This is a genomic window from Paenibacillus chitinolyticus, from assembly GCF_045038035.1.
GTDB classification, from domain to species: Bacteria; Bacillota; Bacilli; order Paenibacillales; family NBRC-103111; genus Paenibacillus_F; species Paenibacillus_F chitinolyticus_A.
In genome coordinates this window covers 3,911,353-3,925,398 of record NZ_CP173427.1, presented here as the reverse complement: position 1 = coordinate 3,925,398, position 14,046 = coordinate 3,911,353, and the positions used below count along the sequence as shown (strand labels likewise).

The following is a 14,046-nucleotide window of genomic DNA, read 5'->3' as shown; positions in this document are numbered from 1 at the left end:
CGCGCGGTTTAGTTTTTGTCAGCCCTTTTTTTCGCATTGACAACTTATGATTATCCGGTATAATAGGGATACGGCGTCGGGGTATGGCGCAGTCTGGTAGCGCGCACCCTTGGGGTGGGTGAGGCCGTGGGTTCAAATCCCGCTACTCCGACCATGAAACCCATACATACACCAAATGCTTTCGTTCAGGATCAAATCCTGACGGAAGCATTTTTTAATGCGGCCGGGAGAGCTCCTTCCTCCCTTTGGCCAGACGGCGGTCTCTTTTGGAAGCGGCGACCGGTTGTGTTACGATAGAATCAACAAATCCGCAGGAGGGGAACGGAAATGCGGCAGAACGGTCAAACACGGGTTAAAAGCGCCTTGTTTACGGCAGCGGCGGCGATAGCCGTCATGACGTCGGGGTGTGAAGGGAAGCCGGCTTCCACAGGGGGCGCGGGGGGCGGCACTGCCGGCACGGAGGCGCCCGGGCCGACTAAGGTCGGTCACGCGCCGGAAAACGGCTCCGTGAACGCTCCCGTAGTGCCCGAGCTCACGGAGCAGAAAGCGGTGGACTATTCGCGGGAGGTAGCGGCTTCCGGCCTCAATGTGCCGTGGGAGCTGGTTATCGCGCCGGACGGGCGCCTATTCTTCACGGAGCGGCCCGGCCAGCTTCGGATGATCCGGGACGGTAAGCTTCAGGAGAAGCCGCTTTTGAAGCTTCAGGACCCTTTTGTCAGCAGCGGGGAGGGCGGGCTGCTCGGTTTGGCGCTCGACCCCGGCTTCGCCGCCAATTCCTACCTGTATGTTTACCACACATACGCCGGGGAAGGAGAGACGAGAAACCGGGTGCTCCGGCTGAAGCTGCAAGGTGACGAGGCGCTAATAGACCGTGTGCTGCTCGATGGCATACCGGGGGCGGAGAATCATAACGGCGGACGGATCGAATTCGGCCCCGACAACATGCTTTATGTCACAACGGGCGAGAAATATGATCCGCCCCTGGCTCAGGACAAGAACAGCCTCGGCGGCAAAATTCTGCGGATCAAGCCGGACGGTTCGATTCCGGACGACAATCCGTTTCCAGGCTCGCCCGTGTACTCCTGGGGTCACCGCAACGCACAGGGTCTGGCGTGGGACCCGCGAAACGGTGCGCTGCTCAGCTCCGAACACGGACAGTCGGCTCACGACGAGCTGAACGTCATCGTCCCCGGGGGAAACTACGGCTGGCCTCTGATCGAAGGGGACGAAACGGGATCGCCCAAGGCGTCCGGACCGCTTATCCCTCCGCTTCTGCACAGCGGCCAAGACACATGGGCCCCTTCGGGGATGACGTTCATCCGCCAGGGACCGTGGCAGGGACGGCTCGCCGTCGCGGGGCTGAGAGGAACGAAGCTGCTGCTGTTCACGCTCGAACCGGAACGCGCAACGACTTCCGGAGCGCTGTCTTCCGTACCCGGCTACAAGCTGACCAAGGCGGAGGCCGCTTTCGACGGCAGCTTCGGACGGCTCCGCTCGGTTGCGGAAGGCCCTGACGGTTCTCTGTATCTGCTGACGAACAACCGGGACGGGCGGGGGAAACCGGCGGGAGACGACGACAAAATCATCCGCCTGAAGCCGAAGCGGTCCGGCTCGGAATAAGGGTTGACAGGCGGCTTCTTTTTAAAGCATGATAAATTGTAAGCCATATACGGATAAGAAGTACGGATAGAAGGGGGTACCGATTTATGGATCAGACACAGGGAGATTATTTTATTATTAAGGCGAAAGAAAACGGCGTACATGTGATCGGCCTGACAAGAGGCCACGACACGCGCTTTCATCATACCGAGAAGCTGGACAAAGGCGAGGTTATGATCGCTCAGTTCACCGAGCACACTTCGGCGGTGAAGGTCCGAGGCAAGGCGCTGATCATGACGAAGTTCGGCAATATCGAAACCGAACAATAATTTGCGTCGGCAGGCATAGCCTGCTTTTTTTCATTGTACAATGGGATATAGACAGGAGGTGCCCTTGTACGATGAACAAAATTGCCCGTCTGCTGACGATAGGCGGCCTGTCGGCGGCCGTTGTGCTCACTATGGCGTTCGTCCCGTTTCTGGACAGAAAGAACGGCGGTCAAGGATCGGAAGCCTGGAGAAGTATTTCCGGTCCGGAGTTGACGGAGGCTAATCTGCCCGATTACGTAAACGGACTCCCGCTTCAGCTGCGCGTGCGCAAGGTGGAGCTTACGCATTCCATTCTCTCGCTCGATCTGCTGCTGCCGGGAACGGCCGAGAAGAAGGTTGTTTACGGCGATCTGCTGCGGATCGCGCAATCGTCCCTGCTCCGGACCTCCAACATCAGCCGGGTGCTCGTCCGGATCGTGGAATACGGCGCAAAACCGGGCGAGAACGGTCCGCAGCTCGTCATGGCGATGGAAGCGGCCCGCACGGAGGCGAAGGCACTGTCCTCCTTGAAGGGAACCGACGGCGAAGAGAAGGTCGCCGCCGAGCTTCAGCGCAGATTTCTTCTGACCTTTACAAAGAAATGGCAGCGGCGCTTTCCAGAATAATTGCTTGTGCGTCACTCAAAAGGTTATGCTATAATTACTTAGATACGATCTATGAAACTGGCACACGTACGGAGGCTTTTGTATGAACCCATATCGGATCCCTGAGATCGCTAAACAATATACGGATTATGACATGATCCGCCAGCATACGGATCTGCCTGATTTCCCGAACTTCCGGGCGCAGCTTCTGTATGCTTTTTTGAGCAGGGATTCTCGGCTTAACCCTTCGTCCGAATTGTTTGCGCTCGTCACTTCGCTTGTCCAGATGGGACTCGATACGCATGACGAGGTAACGGTTTCTAATGAGGTGAAAGAGAAGAAAGCCGCCAGGTCCCGTCAGCTGAAAGTGCTGGCCGGCGATTATTTCAGTTCCCGATTTTACCACCTGCTGTCGCAAGCCGGTCAAATCGAACTTATCAAACGGTTGTCCACGGCCATCTGCGAGCTGAACCGGCTCAAAACGAATCTGTATGTGACGATGAAGCATCTTAAAGTCACGGCAGAGGACTACGTGCGGCAGTCCGTGGATATCAAGTCCCATCTGTTTAAGTCGTTCGGCGGACTGATGGAAGAAGTAAACCGCCGCGCCTGGCCGGAAATTCTCGAAGCGTTTACCCGCTGCGAAGTGATTTTCAAGGAAATTTTCCGTTCGGAATCTCTTCAGGATTTTCACGGGAGCTGGGGCTATTGGCACATTATCCAGAACGGCACCAAAGAAGAGCGGAAGCTGCTTGAAGCCGAGGAGCAGGATCCGGCTAAACTCAAAGCGCTGATCCACAAATACAACGTGCCGTCCCAATTGTACAACCTGCTTGCGGCCCAGCTTCAACAGTTGGAAGCGAAAGTAAAGCAGCTTGATTCGGACAAGCTCGCAAGTGAACTGTTTCACATTGGCGAGCCATTTTTTCGTTTCATTTCCAAGACCAGATTACTGGAAGAGAGATAAAGGTGGGGAAAGCCGTGCAAGGCAAAACGAAAGAACAATTTGTTCATTCCGTGTTTGAAAGTATTGCGCCCAAATACGATAAAATGAACAGTATCCTAAGCTTCCGCAGGCACAAGGCCTGGCGGAAATTTACGATGGCCAAAATGAACGTCAAGCCGGGCTCGACCGCGATCGATATTTGCTGCGGCACTTGCGACTGGACGATCTCCATGGCGAAGGCAAGCGGCACGGGACAAATGGTCGGGCTGGATTTCAGCCAGAACATGCTCGATTACGGCGCGGGCAAGATCCGTGAAGAAGGGCTGGACAGCCGGATCCGCCTTGTGCACGGCAACGCCATGAGCCTTCCGTTCGACGATAATACTTTCGATTACGCCACCATCGGGTTCGCGCTTCGGAACGTGCCGGACGTGGAGCAGGTGCTGCGTGAAATGCAGCGCGTTGTGAAACCGGGCGGGCTTGTCGTTTCTCTGGAGCTGTCCAAGCCGACTTGGCGGCCTTTTAAAGCTTTGTATTATTTTTATTTTCAGAAGGTGCTTCCGGTGCTCGGCAAATTGATTGCCAAGTCTTACGAGCAGTACAGATGGCTTCCGGAATCGCTAATCAGTTTCCCTGACTATAAACAGCTTGCCGAAATTTTTCGCCAAACGGGGCTTCACAAAGTCGAAGCTTACCCGCTGACCGGAGGTATTGCGGCGCTTCATATAGGTGTCAAAGGGAATTCGAGTCAGGAGAGTAAGACAGATGCGACAACTCATTCATAAAACAAAAATTTTCCTGGAAATGATCAAATTCGAGCATTCCCTTTTCGCCCTTCCTTTTGCCTATATGGGTTCTATTCTCGGAGCCGTTGTGGAAACGGGAGACCTGCCGACGTGGACGCAGATCATGTGGATCACGCTTGCGATGATCGGCGCCCGAACGGCCGCGATGTCCCTGAACCGGGTCATCGACAAAAAGTACGACAAGAAAAACCCGCGGACGGCGAACCGGGCGATCCCGGCGGGGCTGATTTCGGTCGCGGAAGTCACGGTATTTATTATCCTTTCATTCCTTTTGCTTTTCTGGTCAGCTTATCACCTTAACCTGCTGTCCGTTTACCTGCTTCCGGTTGCGGCCTTTTTTCTTGTCTTTTATTCGTACACCAAACGGTTTACGTGGGCTTGCCATTTTGTTCTCGGCATCACCCTGGGTCTTGCCCCGCTCGGCGGATGGGTGGCGATTACCGGAGGAATCACGCCGGCCGCGCTTGTCCTATTCATTACCGTAGCGATGTGGAGTGCCGGCTTCGACCTGCTCTACGCCTGCCAGGATGTGGAATTTGACCGCGAGGAAGGCCTGCATTCCTATCCGAGCCGCTTCGGTATTCCGGTGGCGCTGATGACGGCGCGCGTTCTTCATACGCTGACCGCCGTAGGCCTGATCTCGCTTTTCTTTATGACGAATCTCAGTTGGTGGTACCTCGTCGGCATTATCATTGCGTACATCATTTTGTTTTACGAACACCGCCTGGTTTCGCCGACGGATTTATCTAAGCTGAATACGGCGTTTTTCACCATGAACGGAATACTCAGCACGGTCGTTTTCGTCTTCACGCTGGTGGATATTCTGGTGGAGACGTTCCGATGAAGAAACGCGGCTGGGTCGTCGGCATTACGGGGGCAAGCGGCGCGATTTACGGAGTGACGCTCGTCAAGGAACTTCTGAAAAGAGGCGTTCCCGTCCATTTGGTCATTACGGATGCCGGCTGGCGGGTGCTACATGAGGAACTGGATTGGGTGGTTACCAAGCGGAAAGAAACGCTGGAAGCTCATTTCGGCGGCTTTCCGGGCCCATACGCGTATTATCCGCTCCAGGACATCGGGGCCGGTATAGCAAGCGGCTCGTTCCGCACCGAGGGGATGGTGGTTATGCCATGTTCGATGGGCACCTTAGCGGGAATTTCCCGCGGCGCCTCGGACAACCTTCTGGAGCGGGCAGCCGACGTGATGCTGAAAGAAGGGCGCAGGCTCATTCTGGTTCCCAGGGAGACGCCGCTGCACGCCATTCATCTGGAGAATATGCTTGTCCTTGCCAAAATGGGCGTGAAGCTGATTCCGGCCATGCCGGCCTTCTATCAGCGACCTGAGACATTGGAAGACATCGTTGCCTTTCTCGTGGGGAAGGTACTAGACAACATGGATTTGGATCATGAATTGTTCAGAAGATGGGGAGAAGGCAATGACGACAACAGAGAAGAAACTGCGCATCGGGAGAATTGAATTTACGAACGCTTGGCCTGTGTTTTACCATTTTCCGGTGCAGAAGCTGGCAAATTCAGTTGAATTCGTAAGTCAGGTCCCGACTGGTTTGAACCGGGCTTTGGCGGCGGGAGAGATCGATATGAGCGCTATCTCCTCGTTTTCGTATGGAGAAAACTACCGGGATTACGTCCTGTTTCCCGATTTGTCGGTCAGTGCTCACGGCTATGTGAATTCACTGCTGCTTTTTCATAAAAAACCGCTGGAACAATTGAAAGACGGAAGATTCGCGCTTCCGACAACGTCCGCGACGACGACGAACCTGCTGAAAATCATTATGAACAAAAAATACGGCGGCAAACCGACCTACAGTTATGCTCCGCCCGTGCTGGAAGATATGATGAAAGACAACGACGCGGCGCTCCTGATCGGCGACCATGCCATCAAAGCCAGCTGGCAGGACAGCGGGTATATGGTAACCGACCTGGGGCAAGAATGGAAGGAATGGACAGGCCATTGGATGTCTTTTGCCGTATGGGCCGTCCGTAAAGATACTATCGAACGCTCGCCGGAGCTGGTTAATCGCATTTTTGACGGTTTTGTGGAAAGCAAACGCAAGTCGCTGGAGGACCTTACGGGCGTAATTAATGAAGCCGTCCTCAAAATCGGCGGTACGGAATCTTACTGGGAACATTACTTTAGAAATCTTTGCTACGAATTCGGTCCCGAACAGTGGAGCGGCCTGGAGCTGTATTACCGCTATGCTTGGGAGCTTGGTTTTTTACCGGAAGAGGTCTCCATTCAGATCTGGTCCGATAATACGAGGGTGCGGGTGACGGAATGAAAATTCTTAACATATACGTGCGCAAGAAAAAAGACGTGGGCGCCATCGAGCGGGAACTGGAAGCCAACCTGCAGACCGACCACGCATTATTGACGGAAACATCCATGCATCTGCTAAAGGCCGGGGGCAAAAGAATCCGGCCTGTTCTTGTCCTGCTGGGCGGAGAATTCGGAACCTATGATATCGAACGGCTGAAAATGATAGCGGTGCCGCTGGAGCTTTTCCATTCGGCTTCGCTCGTTCACGACGATGTGATCGACGATGCGGACACCCGGCGCGGACAGGATACCGTAAAGTCCAAATGGGACAACCGGATTGCGATGTATACCGGGGATTTTATTTTTGCCAAGGGGCTTGAAATTGCTGCCAGACTGGAGGATCCGCGTGTCCATATGATCCTGTCCAAGGCACTGGTGGAAATGTCCATCGGTGAAATGGAACAGATCCGTTTCTTCTTCCATACGGAGCAGACGCTTAGGGATTATCTTCTCCGCATCAAGCGGAAGACGGCTCTTCTGATCGCCATTTCCTGCCAGCTCGGAGCTATGGTGGCGGGAGCCGACGAATACGTGTCCAACCGGCTGTATTCTTTCGGCTACAACGTAGGGCTCGCATTTCAGATCCGGGACGACATCCTTGATCTGTGTGGTACCGAGAAGGAGATCGGCAAACCTCCGGGAAGCGATATCAAACAGGGCAACATTACACTGCCCGTTATTTTCGCCCTGCAGGAGGAGAAGCTGCGGGCCCCGATCCTGAGCGAGATCGACCGGATCCAGAAAGCGGACGGGCAGACGGACGTCAGCCGCGTCCTGGACATGATCCGCGGGAGCGGAGGGATCGAGAAATCCAGCGCGCTTGCCGACCGTTATATCGCTAAAGCCATTGCGGCTCTTGATACGCTTCCGAATATCCGGGCCAAGCAGGATCTCATCCAGGTCGCCCATTTTATCGGCAACCGCACGCACTAATTCTATATTTTTCGGCCCGGCCGGCTACGATTTTACGGATGTGTGCAATTGTTCATTGTACGTGCCGCTGAAACGGTGTTACAGTAAGAGAGATTACTTTTCTACCAATTGGAGGCAGATTACATGGAAAAAACTTTTCTAATGGTAAAACCGGACGGCGTCCAGCGCGGACTGATCGGAGAGATCGTCAAGAGACTGGAGCAGAAAGGCTTCCAGCTGGTAGCCGCTAAACTGATGCTGATGACAAGAGAGCAGGCGGAAGAGCATTATGCCGAGCATAAAGGCAAAGACTTCTTCGAGCCGCTTGTAGAGTTTATTACTTCCGGTCCCGTATTTGCCATGGTATGGCAGGGCGAGCAGGTGATTGCGCTTTCCCGCATTCTGAACGGTAAAACGAACGTGCTGGAAGCGGCTCCCGGAACGATCCGCGGCGACTTCGCCTTACATACGAGATTAAACCTGATTCACGGTTCGGATTCACCCGATAGCGCAGAGCGCGAGATCAACCATTTCTTCAAGCCGGAAGAAATTTTGGATTACAAGCGCGACGTATCCCGCTGGCTGTAATCAGACTAGGGAAAAAGATATGGGCATTTTTGCCTATATCTTTTTCTTTTTTGCAGGAGAATTCGCCCGGGATAGGGAATATCAACACCTGGACAAATACATCAGAGGTGGGATACAACTTGGAAAACGACGATTTTCCGTTATTTATCCGCAAAATCAAGGACTTCACATCGATAGATCTCGCTTTATACAAAGAAGCTCAGATGAAAAGGCGTTTGACGACGCTGCGGATCAAAAAAGGCTACAATACCTTCTCGGCTTATTTCGATGCGATGTCGAAAGATAAAGAACTCTTTTACGAATTTCTGGACCGGATGACCATCAACGTCTCCGAATTTTGGCGCAACCCGAACCGCTGGGAAGTGATGGAACAGAAATTTTTGCCGGAGCTGAGAAACGCGAGCCGGAATCTCAAAGTATGGAGCGCGGCCTGCTCGACCGGCGAAGAGCCGTATACGCTGGCTATGATCTTGTCCCACATGGGCGCTTTGCGTGATGCCTCCATCCTTGCGACGGACATTGACGAAGGAGCGCTGGAGAAGGCGCGCCGCGGCATTTATGTGGAAAGATCGCTCAAAGACGTTCCGCCCCACTACGTGAAAACGTATTTCAAACAGGAGCAGCTCGGTTTCCATGTCAGCGACGAGCTCAAGAAAGCGGTGAAATTCCAGAAGCAGAACCTGCTGGAGGACCGTTTCGACAGCGGCTTCGACCTGATTGTCTGCCGCAATGTCATCATTTATTTTACGGAAGAAGCGAAGCACCGGCTGTATCAGAAATTTTCAAATGCGTTGAAACCGGGAGGCATTCTGTTCGTGGGTTCCACCGAGCAGATTTTTTCTCCGGCCCAGTATGACCTAGAACCCGCGGATACCTTTTTTTACCGGAAAAAGGGTTAGGAATGTATAACTTTTCCTTTTGAAGCCGATACTTGAAGTACTGTCTTTCAAGGAGGACTCAAATGGATAAACGTAAGGTTATTGCCGCCTATCGCCGGGGATTTATCACCATGCAGGAGTGCACGCAGATTCTAGGCATAGATTCCGTGCAGATTCTCGGGATGATGAACGATCCGAAGATGGCCGGTCCGTCCGGTCCCTGGCAGAAGCAATCGGCCGGCGGCTGACGATCGGAAGCTCAGGTCTAATGGAAACCGGATAAAACACGCTTTGATGCCGCCTGGCACGCAGGGCGTGTTTTTTGTGCGTGCGGTTGTCAAACGCATAGGGGTATACTATAATGATAGAAAAACTTAGGCACTTGAAAGCGCTAAAGTGTTTGCCGGTACCGTAGTTGTACGGATTAGAAGGGAGCAAGAGTAGTGAGATACTTAACGGCGGGGGAAACGCATGGTCCGCAGCTGACTGCGATCATTGAAGGATTTCCGAGTAATGTAACGATTGATTTCGAAGCGATGAATTTCCAATTACATAGAAGGCAGAAAGGCCACGGACGCGGACGCCGGATGCAGATCGAGAAAGACACCGCAAGCATTGTCGGGGGTGTGCGCCACGGCAGAACGACAGGTGCGCCGATTGCCCTGGTAGTCGAGAATAACGATTGGAAGCACTGGACTTCCATTATGAACATAGAAGAGCAGCCGGATACGGACGAAGGAAAACGGCGGGTTAACCGGCCGCGTCCGGGTCACGCGGATCTCAACGGCGGTTTGAAATACAACCAGCGCGACCTCCGCAACATTCTGGAACGCTCCAGCGCCAGGGAAACGACGATGCGCGTAGCTTGCGGCGCCGTCGCGAGACAGCTGCTTGAAGCGTTCGGCATCAAGCTGGCGAGTCATGTCGTCCGCATCGGCGAAGTGGAGGCGAAATCTCCGCAGCTTCCGATCGACGAGCTCATCGCGATTACGGAGCAGTCTCCCGTGCGAGTGACGGACCCCGAAGCGGAGGCGGCGATGATCGCGGCTATCGACGCGGCGAAGGCCGACGGAGATACGCTTGGCGGCATCGTGGAAGTTATCGTGGAAGGCGCGCCGGTCGGCTTGGGCAGCCACGTGCAGTGGGACCGCAAGCTTGACGGCCGCATCGCTCAGGCGGTTCTGTCCATCCAGGCGTTTAAAGGCTGCGAAATCGGAATCGGATTCGAAGCGGCCAAACTGCGCGGCTCCAGCGTGCACGACGAGATTCAATATGATCCCGAGAAGGGCTTCCGCCGGGCGAGCAACCGCGCAGGCGGTTTCGAAGGCGGAATGACGACAGGCGAACCGATTGTCGTAAGAGGCGTCATGAAGCCGATCTCGACTCTATACAAACCGCTTCAGAGCGTGGATATCGATTCTAAAGAAGCATTCACGGCTCAAGTGGAGCGCTCCGATACCTGTGCCGTGCCGGCTGCCGGCGTCATCATGGAGAACGTGGTGGCCTGGGAAGTCGCGCAGGCGTTCATGGAAAAATTCGGCGGAGATTCTCTCGAAGAGATTCGCCGCAATTATGAGAATTACTTGAAGCAAGTGGAGAGCTACTAAGATGATGGAGCTGAAAGTCGATCTCGGCGAGCGCTCGTATCCAATCTACTTGGGAGAAGGGCTGCTGGAGAACTGTGCCGCGTATTTCGACAAACATGCCATCAGCAAACGAGCCCCTCTGCTGGTCGTTACGGATGAGTCGGTTGCGCGCCATCATCTTCAGCCCGTCATGGACAGCCTGACAGCCGGCGGATACAAGGCGTCTTCTTTTATCGTGCCGCCGGGCGAGGGCTCGAAATCTTTGCAGATGCTGGAGCAAATCGTTACAGCCGCTCTGGAAGCCGGGCTGGACCGCAAGTCCACCATCGTCGCACTAGGCGGAGGCGTAGTCGGAGACCTCGCCGGTTTCGCTGCGGCAAGCTTTATGCGCGGCATCGCCTTTGTACAAATGCCTACCACCATTCTGGCTCATGACAGCAGTGTCGGGGGTAAGGTTGCGGTCAATCATCCTTTGGCGAAAAACATCATCGGCGCTTTTCACCAGCCGGAGATGGTGCTGTACGACGTAAGTACGTTGCAAACCCTGCCGCAGCGGGACATTTCCGCGGGATTGTCGGAAATGATCAAGCACGGTCTGATCTGGGACGCCGATTTTGTGACGTGGCTGGAAAACAACCGGGAGAAGCTGCTTTCCCTGGATCCGGAAGCTCTGCAGTACGGGCTTTACCAGGGCTGCAAGGTTAAGTCTCTGGTTGTATCGCAGGATGAGCGCGAGAACGGCCTCCGGGCGATTTTGAACCTCGGCCACACGATCGGCCATGCTTTAGAGGCGGTCGCCGGCTACAACGAGCTCCTGCACGGCGAAGCCATCTCCATCGGGATGGTCGGTTCGGCGCGGCTTGCCGTGAAGCTCGGATATTCCGAGGACATCTACACGGTGACCAAGCGCATCCTGCAAAGCTTCGGGCTGCCGGTCCGTCTGCCGGAGCAGTACGACACGGCCCGGATTATGAGCGCATTGATGCACGACAAGAAGTTCAAGGAAGGCACCATGACGTTCATTATACCTACGGCTGTCGGGCAGGTGGAAATCCGAAGCGACGTCCGCCGCGAATGGGTGGAAGAAGTCGTGGAACAACTTAAGCGGGAGGCATAACCATGTTCGTTAGAGGAATCCGCGGCGCAACAACCGTGGAAAGCAACGAAGAAGGACAAATTCTGGCGGCTACGCTGGAGCTTTTGGAAAAAATTGTCCGCGAGAACGACGTGAAACCCGATGAAATCTCCTCAGTCTTTATTACGGTCACCAAAGAGCTGACCGCGACGTTCCCGGCGAGAGCCATCCGCCAGATGCCGGGCTGGGATCTCGTGCCGCTTATGTGCTCCATCGAAATCGATGTAGACAACAGTCTTCCGAAATGTATCCGGCTTATGGTGCTGGCCAATACGACGAAACGGCAGGATGAGATGCGGCACGTTTATTTAAAAGGCGCGCAGGTTCTGCGTCCGGATATTGTAAAATTGACAAATCCCTAATCCGGGTAGTATAGTCATTATAGATGAGTAGAGCTTAGATGAGATCAGATGAGAAGAGTAGAGTTGAGCATAGACAGCGCATAACGATCGTTAGCATTTCGCATGAGTTGCGAAAGGACGATATTAACCGTTCCGTCCCTTTGATAGCAAGGGGAGTTCTGTAGTTTTTTTCTGCAGAGCGGAGAACTGTAGTCTTACAGCCGGTTCTTTTAACGAACCTTTACGGCTCTAGACGGTGCGCCTTGAATTCCTGCACTCTTACCAATCAAATGAACTCAACCAAACCTCTACGGATGCGTAGAGGTTTTTTATTTTTTCAAATGCTGCCCGTAGAAAGGGGAAAACAAGAATGAATACCGAGCTTCAAGAAGTGATCCGTCTGGGAAAAGAATACAATCTGATACCGATTGTACGCTGCCTGCTGGCGGATACGGAGACACCGATCCGAGTATTTCAGCATGTTGCCGACGAGAAACGCGCGTTCCTGCTTGAAAGCGTAGAGGGCGGCATTAAGTGGGCCCGGTATTCGTTCATCGGTACAGACCCGTTTCTCCTTATAAGGGCACGCGACGGCAAGACTCATCTGGAGACGCAGGGAAGAACCGTCACGACGGACGAAAAACCGCTCGAGGCTCTGAAAAGTCAGCTTGCGTTATTCCGGAGCCCTTCGATTGAAGGACTGCCTAGATTCACGGGCGGAGCGGTCGGATTTTTCGGATACGATCTTCTCCAGTATTATGAGAACCTTCCCAAACACCGCGTCGACGATATTCAGATGGATGATATCCAGTTCATGTTTTGCGACCAGGTCATTGCCTTCGATCACTTCAAACAGCAGATGAACGTGATCGCAAACGTGCACATTCCCGACGGAGCCAGCGAGGAAACAATAGCGGAAGCTTACCGGCAAACCTGTCAGAAGCTGGACGCGACGATACAAAAGCTCAAAAAGCCGCTCCCTTCGACCATGATGACCCATAGCGAAGTGGAAACGACTGCGGATCTGAGCGGCTTCCGTTCCAATCTGAGTAAAGAACAGTATGTGTCAAATGTGAAAGCGGCCCAGGAATATATTAAGGCCGGTGACATCTTTCAGGTGGTGCTGTCCCAGCGTTTCGAAACGGATACGGATGTCTCTCCGCTGCAGGTTTACCGGGTACTCCGTACATTGAATCCTTCTCCTTACATGTACTATTTGAAAATGGACGATGAAGTCATCGTGGGAACCTCTCCCGAAATGCTGGTGCGCGTGGAGGACGAGAGAGTGGACACAAGAGCCATTGCGGGTACACGACCGAGAGGCAGAACGCCCGAACACGATCTTGAGCTTGAGCAGGATCTGCTCGCGGACCAGAAGGAACGTGCGGAGCATCTGATGCTGGTGGACCTTGTGCGCAACGATGTGGGCCGGGTTGCCGAGTACGGTACGGTGTCCTGCGACAGCTTTATGCAGATCGAGCGCTACTCGCACGTGATGCACATCGTGTCGAACGTGTCGGGGACGATGAACAAAGAAAAGGACTTCTTCGATGCCTTCCTGTCCTGTCTGCCGGCAGGCACGGTGTCCGGGGCGCCGAAGCTGAGAGCGATGGAGATAATCGCCGAATTTGAAAATGAAAGAAGAGGCACCTACGCCGGTGCTATCGGCTACCTTGGTTTCTCGGGGAATATGGATTCGGCCATTACGATCCGGACCATCGTTTTCAAGAACGGCAAAGCTTACATCCAGGCCGGAGCGGGTGTTGTTTTCGACTCCGATCCGGTGAAAGAGTACGAGGAGACGGTGAACAAGGCGCGGGGGATGATGACAGCGATCCGTACCGCGGAAGCGATGTTCAAGCGGGCGGCGGATAATCCGAACCTCGATTACTATGCTCACGTCCCGGCTCTTTAGGCGGAAGGGAAGGCCGGAAACGGCCGGAACCATAGGACGGAACTTACGGCAGATGAACGGCCATAAACGGCAGGTTAAAATCCATTTCGA

The 14,046-nt window shown here is 54.0% G+C and carries 16 protein-coding genes and 1 tRNA gene; all 17 read left to right on the top strand.

The annotated features are described in order from the left end of the window. Window positions 1-77 precede the first annotated feature (77 nt). The 17 genes from ACI48J_RS17525 (at window position 78) to trpE (ending at window position 13,956) form a co-directional block, all read left to right on the top strand. Window positions 78-154, top strand: a tRNA-Pro gene (locus ACI48J_RS17525). A gap of 173 nt (window positions 155-327) precedes the next feature. Then, window positions 328-1,620 carry a PQQ-dependent sugar dehydrogenase gene (locus ACI48J_RS17520; protein WP_405079504.1) on the top strand — a complete coding sequence of 431 codons (1,293 nt, stop codon included), beginning with the start codon at window positions 328-330 and terminating at the stop codon, window positions 1,618-1,620. Between the two features lie 86 nt (window positions 1,621-1,706). Next, entirely contained in the window at window positions 1,707-1,928 is a 222-nt protein-coding gene (gene mtrB / locus ACI48J_RS17515; protein WP_009672001.1) for a trp RNA-binding attenuation protein MtrB, read from the top strand. Between the two features lie 71 nt (window positions 1,929-1,999). Then, complete coding sequence (locus tag ACI48J_RS17510) at window positions 2,000-2,533, top strand: hypothetical protein (protein ID WP_405079502.1); 534 nt, start codon at window positions 2,000-2,002, stop codon at window positions 2,531-2,533. A gap of 82 nt (window positions 2,534-2,615) precedes the next feature. Further along, window positions 2,616-3,479 carry a heptaprenyl diphosphate synthase component 1 gene (locus ACI48J_RS17505; protein ID WP_405079500.1) on the top strand — a complete coding sequence of 288 codons (864 nt, stop codon included), beginning with the start codon at window positions 2,616-2,618 and terminating at the stop codon, window positions 3,477-3,479. Between the two features lie 14 nt (window positions 3,480-3,493). Next, the gene (locus tag ACI48J_RS17500) at window positions 3,494-4,243 is read left to right on the top strand and encodes a demethylmenaquinone methyltransferase (protein WP_326051991.1); all 750 of its coding nucleotides are present in this window, start codon (window positions 3,494-3,496) and stop codon (window positions 4,241-4,243) included. Next, window positions 4,224-5,108, top strand: a complete 885-nt coding sequence (locus ACI48J_RS17495; RefSeq protein WP_405079499.1) for a UbiA-like polyprenyltransferase — start codon at window positions 4,224-4,226, stop codon at window positions 5,106-5,108. Before ACI48J_RS17500 ends, ACI48J_RS17495 begins: the two co-directional genes overlap by 20 nt. Further along, entirely contained in the window at window positions 5,105-5,740 is a 636-nt protein-coding gene (locus ACI48J_RS17490; RefSeq protein WP_326051945.1) for a flavin prenyltransferase UbiX, read from the top strand. The genes ACI48J_RS17495 and ACI48J_RS17490 overlap by 4 nt, the downstream gene beginning before the upstream one ends. Continuing rightward, window positions 5,700-6,563 (top strand): menaquinone biosynthesis protein, encoded by an 864-nt coding sequence (locus ACI48J_RS17485; protein ID WP_405079497.1) that lies wholly within the window; start codon window positions 5,700-5,702, stop codon window positions 6,561-6,563. Before ACI48J_RS17490 ends, ACI48J_RS17485 begins: the two co-directional genes overlap by 41 nt. Continuing rightward, window positions 6,560-7,534 (top strand): polyprenyl synthetase family protein, encoded by a 975-nt coding sequence (locus tag ACI48J_RS17480; protein WP_326051947.1) that lies wholly within the window; start codon window positions 6,560-6,562, stop codon window positions 7,532-7,534. The genes ACI48J_RS17485 and ACI48J_RS17480 overlap by 4 nt, the downstream gene beginning before the upstream one ends. 123 nt (window positions 7,535-7,657) lie before the next feature. Then, window positions 7,658-8,101 carry a nucleoside-diphosphate kinase gene (gene ndk / locus ACI48J_RS17475; RefSeq protein ID WP_405079496.1) on the top strand — a complete coding sequence of 148 codons (444 nt, stop codon included), beginning with the start codon at window positions 7,658-7,660 and terminating at the stop codon, window positions 8,099-8,101. A gap of 119 nt (window positions 8,102-8,220) precedes the next feature. Further along, the gene (locus ACI48J_RS17470) at window positions 8,221-9,000 is read left to right on the top strand and encodes a protein-glutamate O-methyltransferase CheR (protein WP_326051949.1); all 780 of its coding nucleotides are present in this window, start codon (window positions 8,221-8,223) and stop codon (window positions 8,998-9,000) included. A gap of 62 nt (window positions 9,001-9,062) precedes the next feature. Further along, on the top strand, window positions 9,063-9,227 hold the full coding sequence (locus tag ACI48J_RS17465; protein ID WP_326051950.1) for a hypothetical protein: 165 nt from the start codon (window positions 9,063-9,065) through the stop codon (window positions 9,225-9,227). Window positions 9,228-9,422: 195 nt separating this feature from the next. Further along, window positions 9,423-10,586: a chorismate synthase gene (gene aroC / locus ACI48J_RS17460; protein ID WP_326051951.1), complete on the top strand. Its 1,164-nt coding sequence runs from the start codon at window positions 9,423-9,425 to the stop codon at window positions 10,584-10,586. A gap of 1 nt (window position 10,587) precedes the next feature. Further along, on the top strand, window positions 10,588-11,682 hold the full coding sequence (gene aroB, locus ACI48J_RS17455; protein WP_405079494.1) for a 3-dehydroquinate synthase: 1,095 nt from the start codon (window positions 10,588-10,590) through the stop codon (window positions 11,680-11,682). Between the two features lie 2 nt (window positions 11,683-11,684). Beyond that, a complete protein-coding gene (gene aroH / locus ACI48J_RS17450) occupies window positions 11,685-12,062 on the top strand; it encodes a chorismate mutase (protein WP_009672004.1) in 378 nt (125 codons plus the stop codon). Window positions 12,063-12,411: 349 nt separating this feature from the next. Continuing rightward, on the top strand, window positions 12,412-13,956 hold the full coding sequence (trpE, locus tag ACI48J_RS17445; RefSeq protein ID WP_405079492.1) for an anthranilate synthase component I: 1,545 nt from the start codon (window positions 12,412-12,414) through the stop codon (window positions 13,954-13,956). Window positions 13,957-14,046: the final 90 nt, after the last annotated feature.

Excerpts from the sequence above, each read along its gene's own strand:
- ACI48J_RS17520 (WP_405079504.1), top strand. The coding sequence starts at position 328 with ATGCGGCAGAACGGTCAAACACGGGTTAAAAGCGCCTTGTTTACGGCA.
- mtrB (WP_009672001.1), top strand. The coding sequence starts at position 1,707 with ATGGATCAGACACAGGGAGATTATTTTATTATTAAGGCGAAAGAAAAC.
- ACI48J_RS17510 (WP_405079502.1), top strand. The coding sequence starts at position 2,000 with ATGAACAAAATTGCCCGTCTGCTGACGATAGGCGGCCTGTCGGCGGCC.
- ACI48J_RS17505 (WP_405079500.1), top strand. The coding sequence starts at position 2,616 with ATGAACCCATATCGGATCCCTGAGATCGCTAAACAATATACGGATTAT.
- ACI48J_RS17495 (WP_405079499.1), top strand. The coding sequence starts at position 4,224 with ATGCGACAACTCATTCATAAAACAAAAATTTTCCTGGAAATGATCAAA.
- ACI48J_RS17490 (WP_326051945.1), top strand. The coding sequence starts at position 5,105 with ATGAAGAAACGCGGCTGGGTCGTCGGCATTACGGGGGCAAGCGGCGCG.
- ACI48J_RS17485 (WP_405079497.1), top strand. The coding sequence starts at position 5,700 with ATGACGACAACAGAGAAGAAACTGCGCATCGGGAGAATTGAATTTACG.
- ACI48J_RS17480 (WP_326051947.1), top strand. The coding sequence starts at position 6,560 with ATGAAAATTCTTAACATATACGTGCGCAAGAAAAAAGACGTGGGCGCC.
- ndk (WP_405079496.1), top strand. The coding sequence starts at position 7,658 with ATGGAAAAAACTTTTCTAATGGTAAAACCGGACGGCGTCCAGCGCGGA.
- ACI48J_RS17465 (WP_326051950.1), top strand. The coding sequence starts at position 9,063 with ATGGATAAACGTAAGGTTATTGCCGCCTATCGCCGGGGATTTATCACC.
- aroB (WP_405079494.1), top strand. The coding sequence starts at position 10,588 with ATGATGGAGCTGAAAGTCGATCTCGGCGAGCGCTCGTATCCAATCTAC.
- aroH (WP_009672004.1), top strand. The coding sequence starts at position 11,685 with ATGTTCGTTAGAGGAATCCGCGGCGCAACAACCGTGGAAAGCAACGAA.
- trpE (WP_405079492.1), top strand. The coding sequence starts at position 12,412 with ATGAATACCGAGCTTCAAGAAGTGATCCGTCTGGGAAAAGAATACAAT.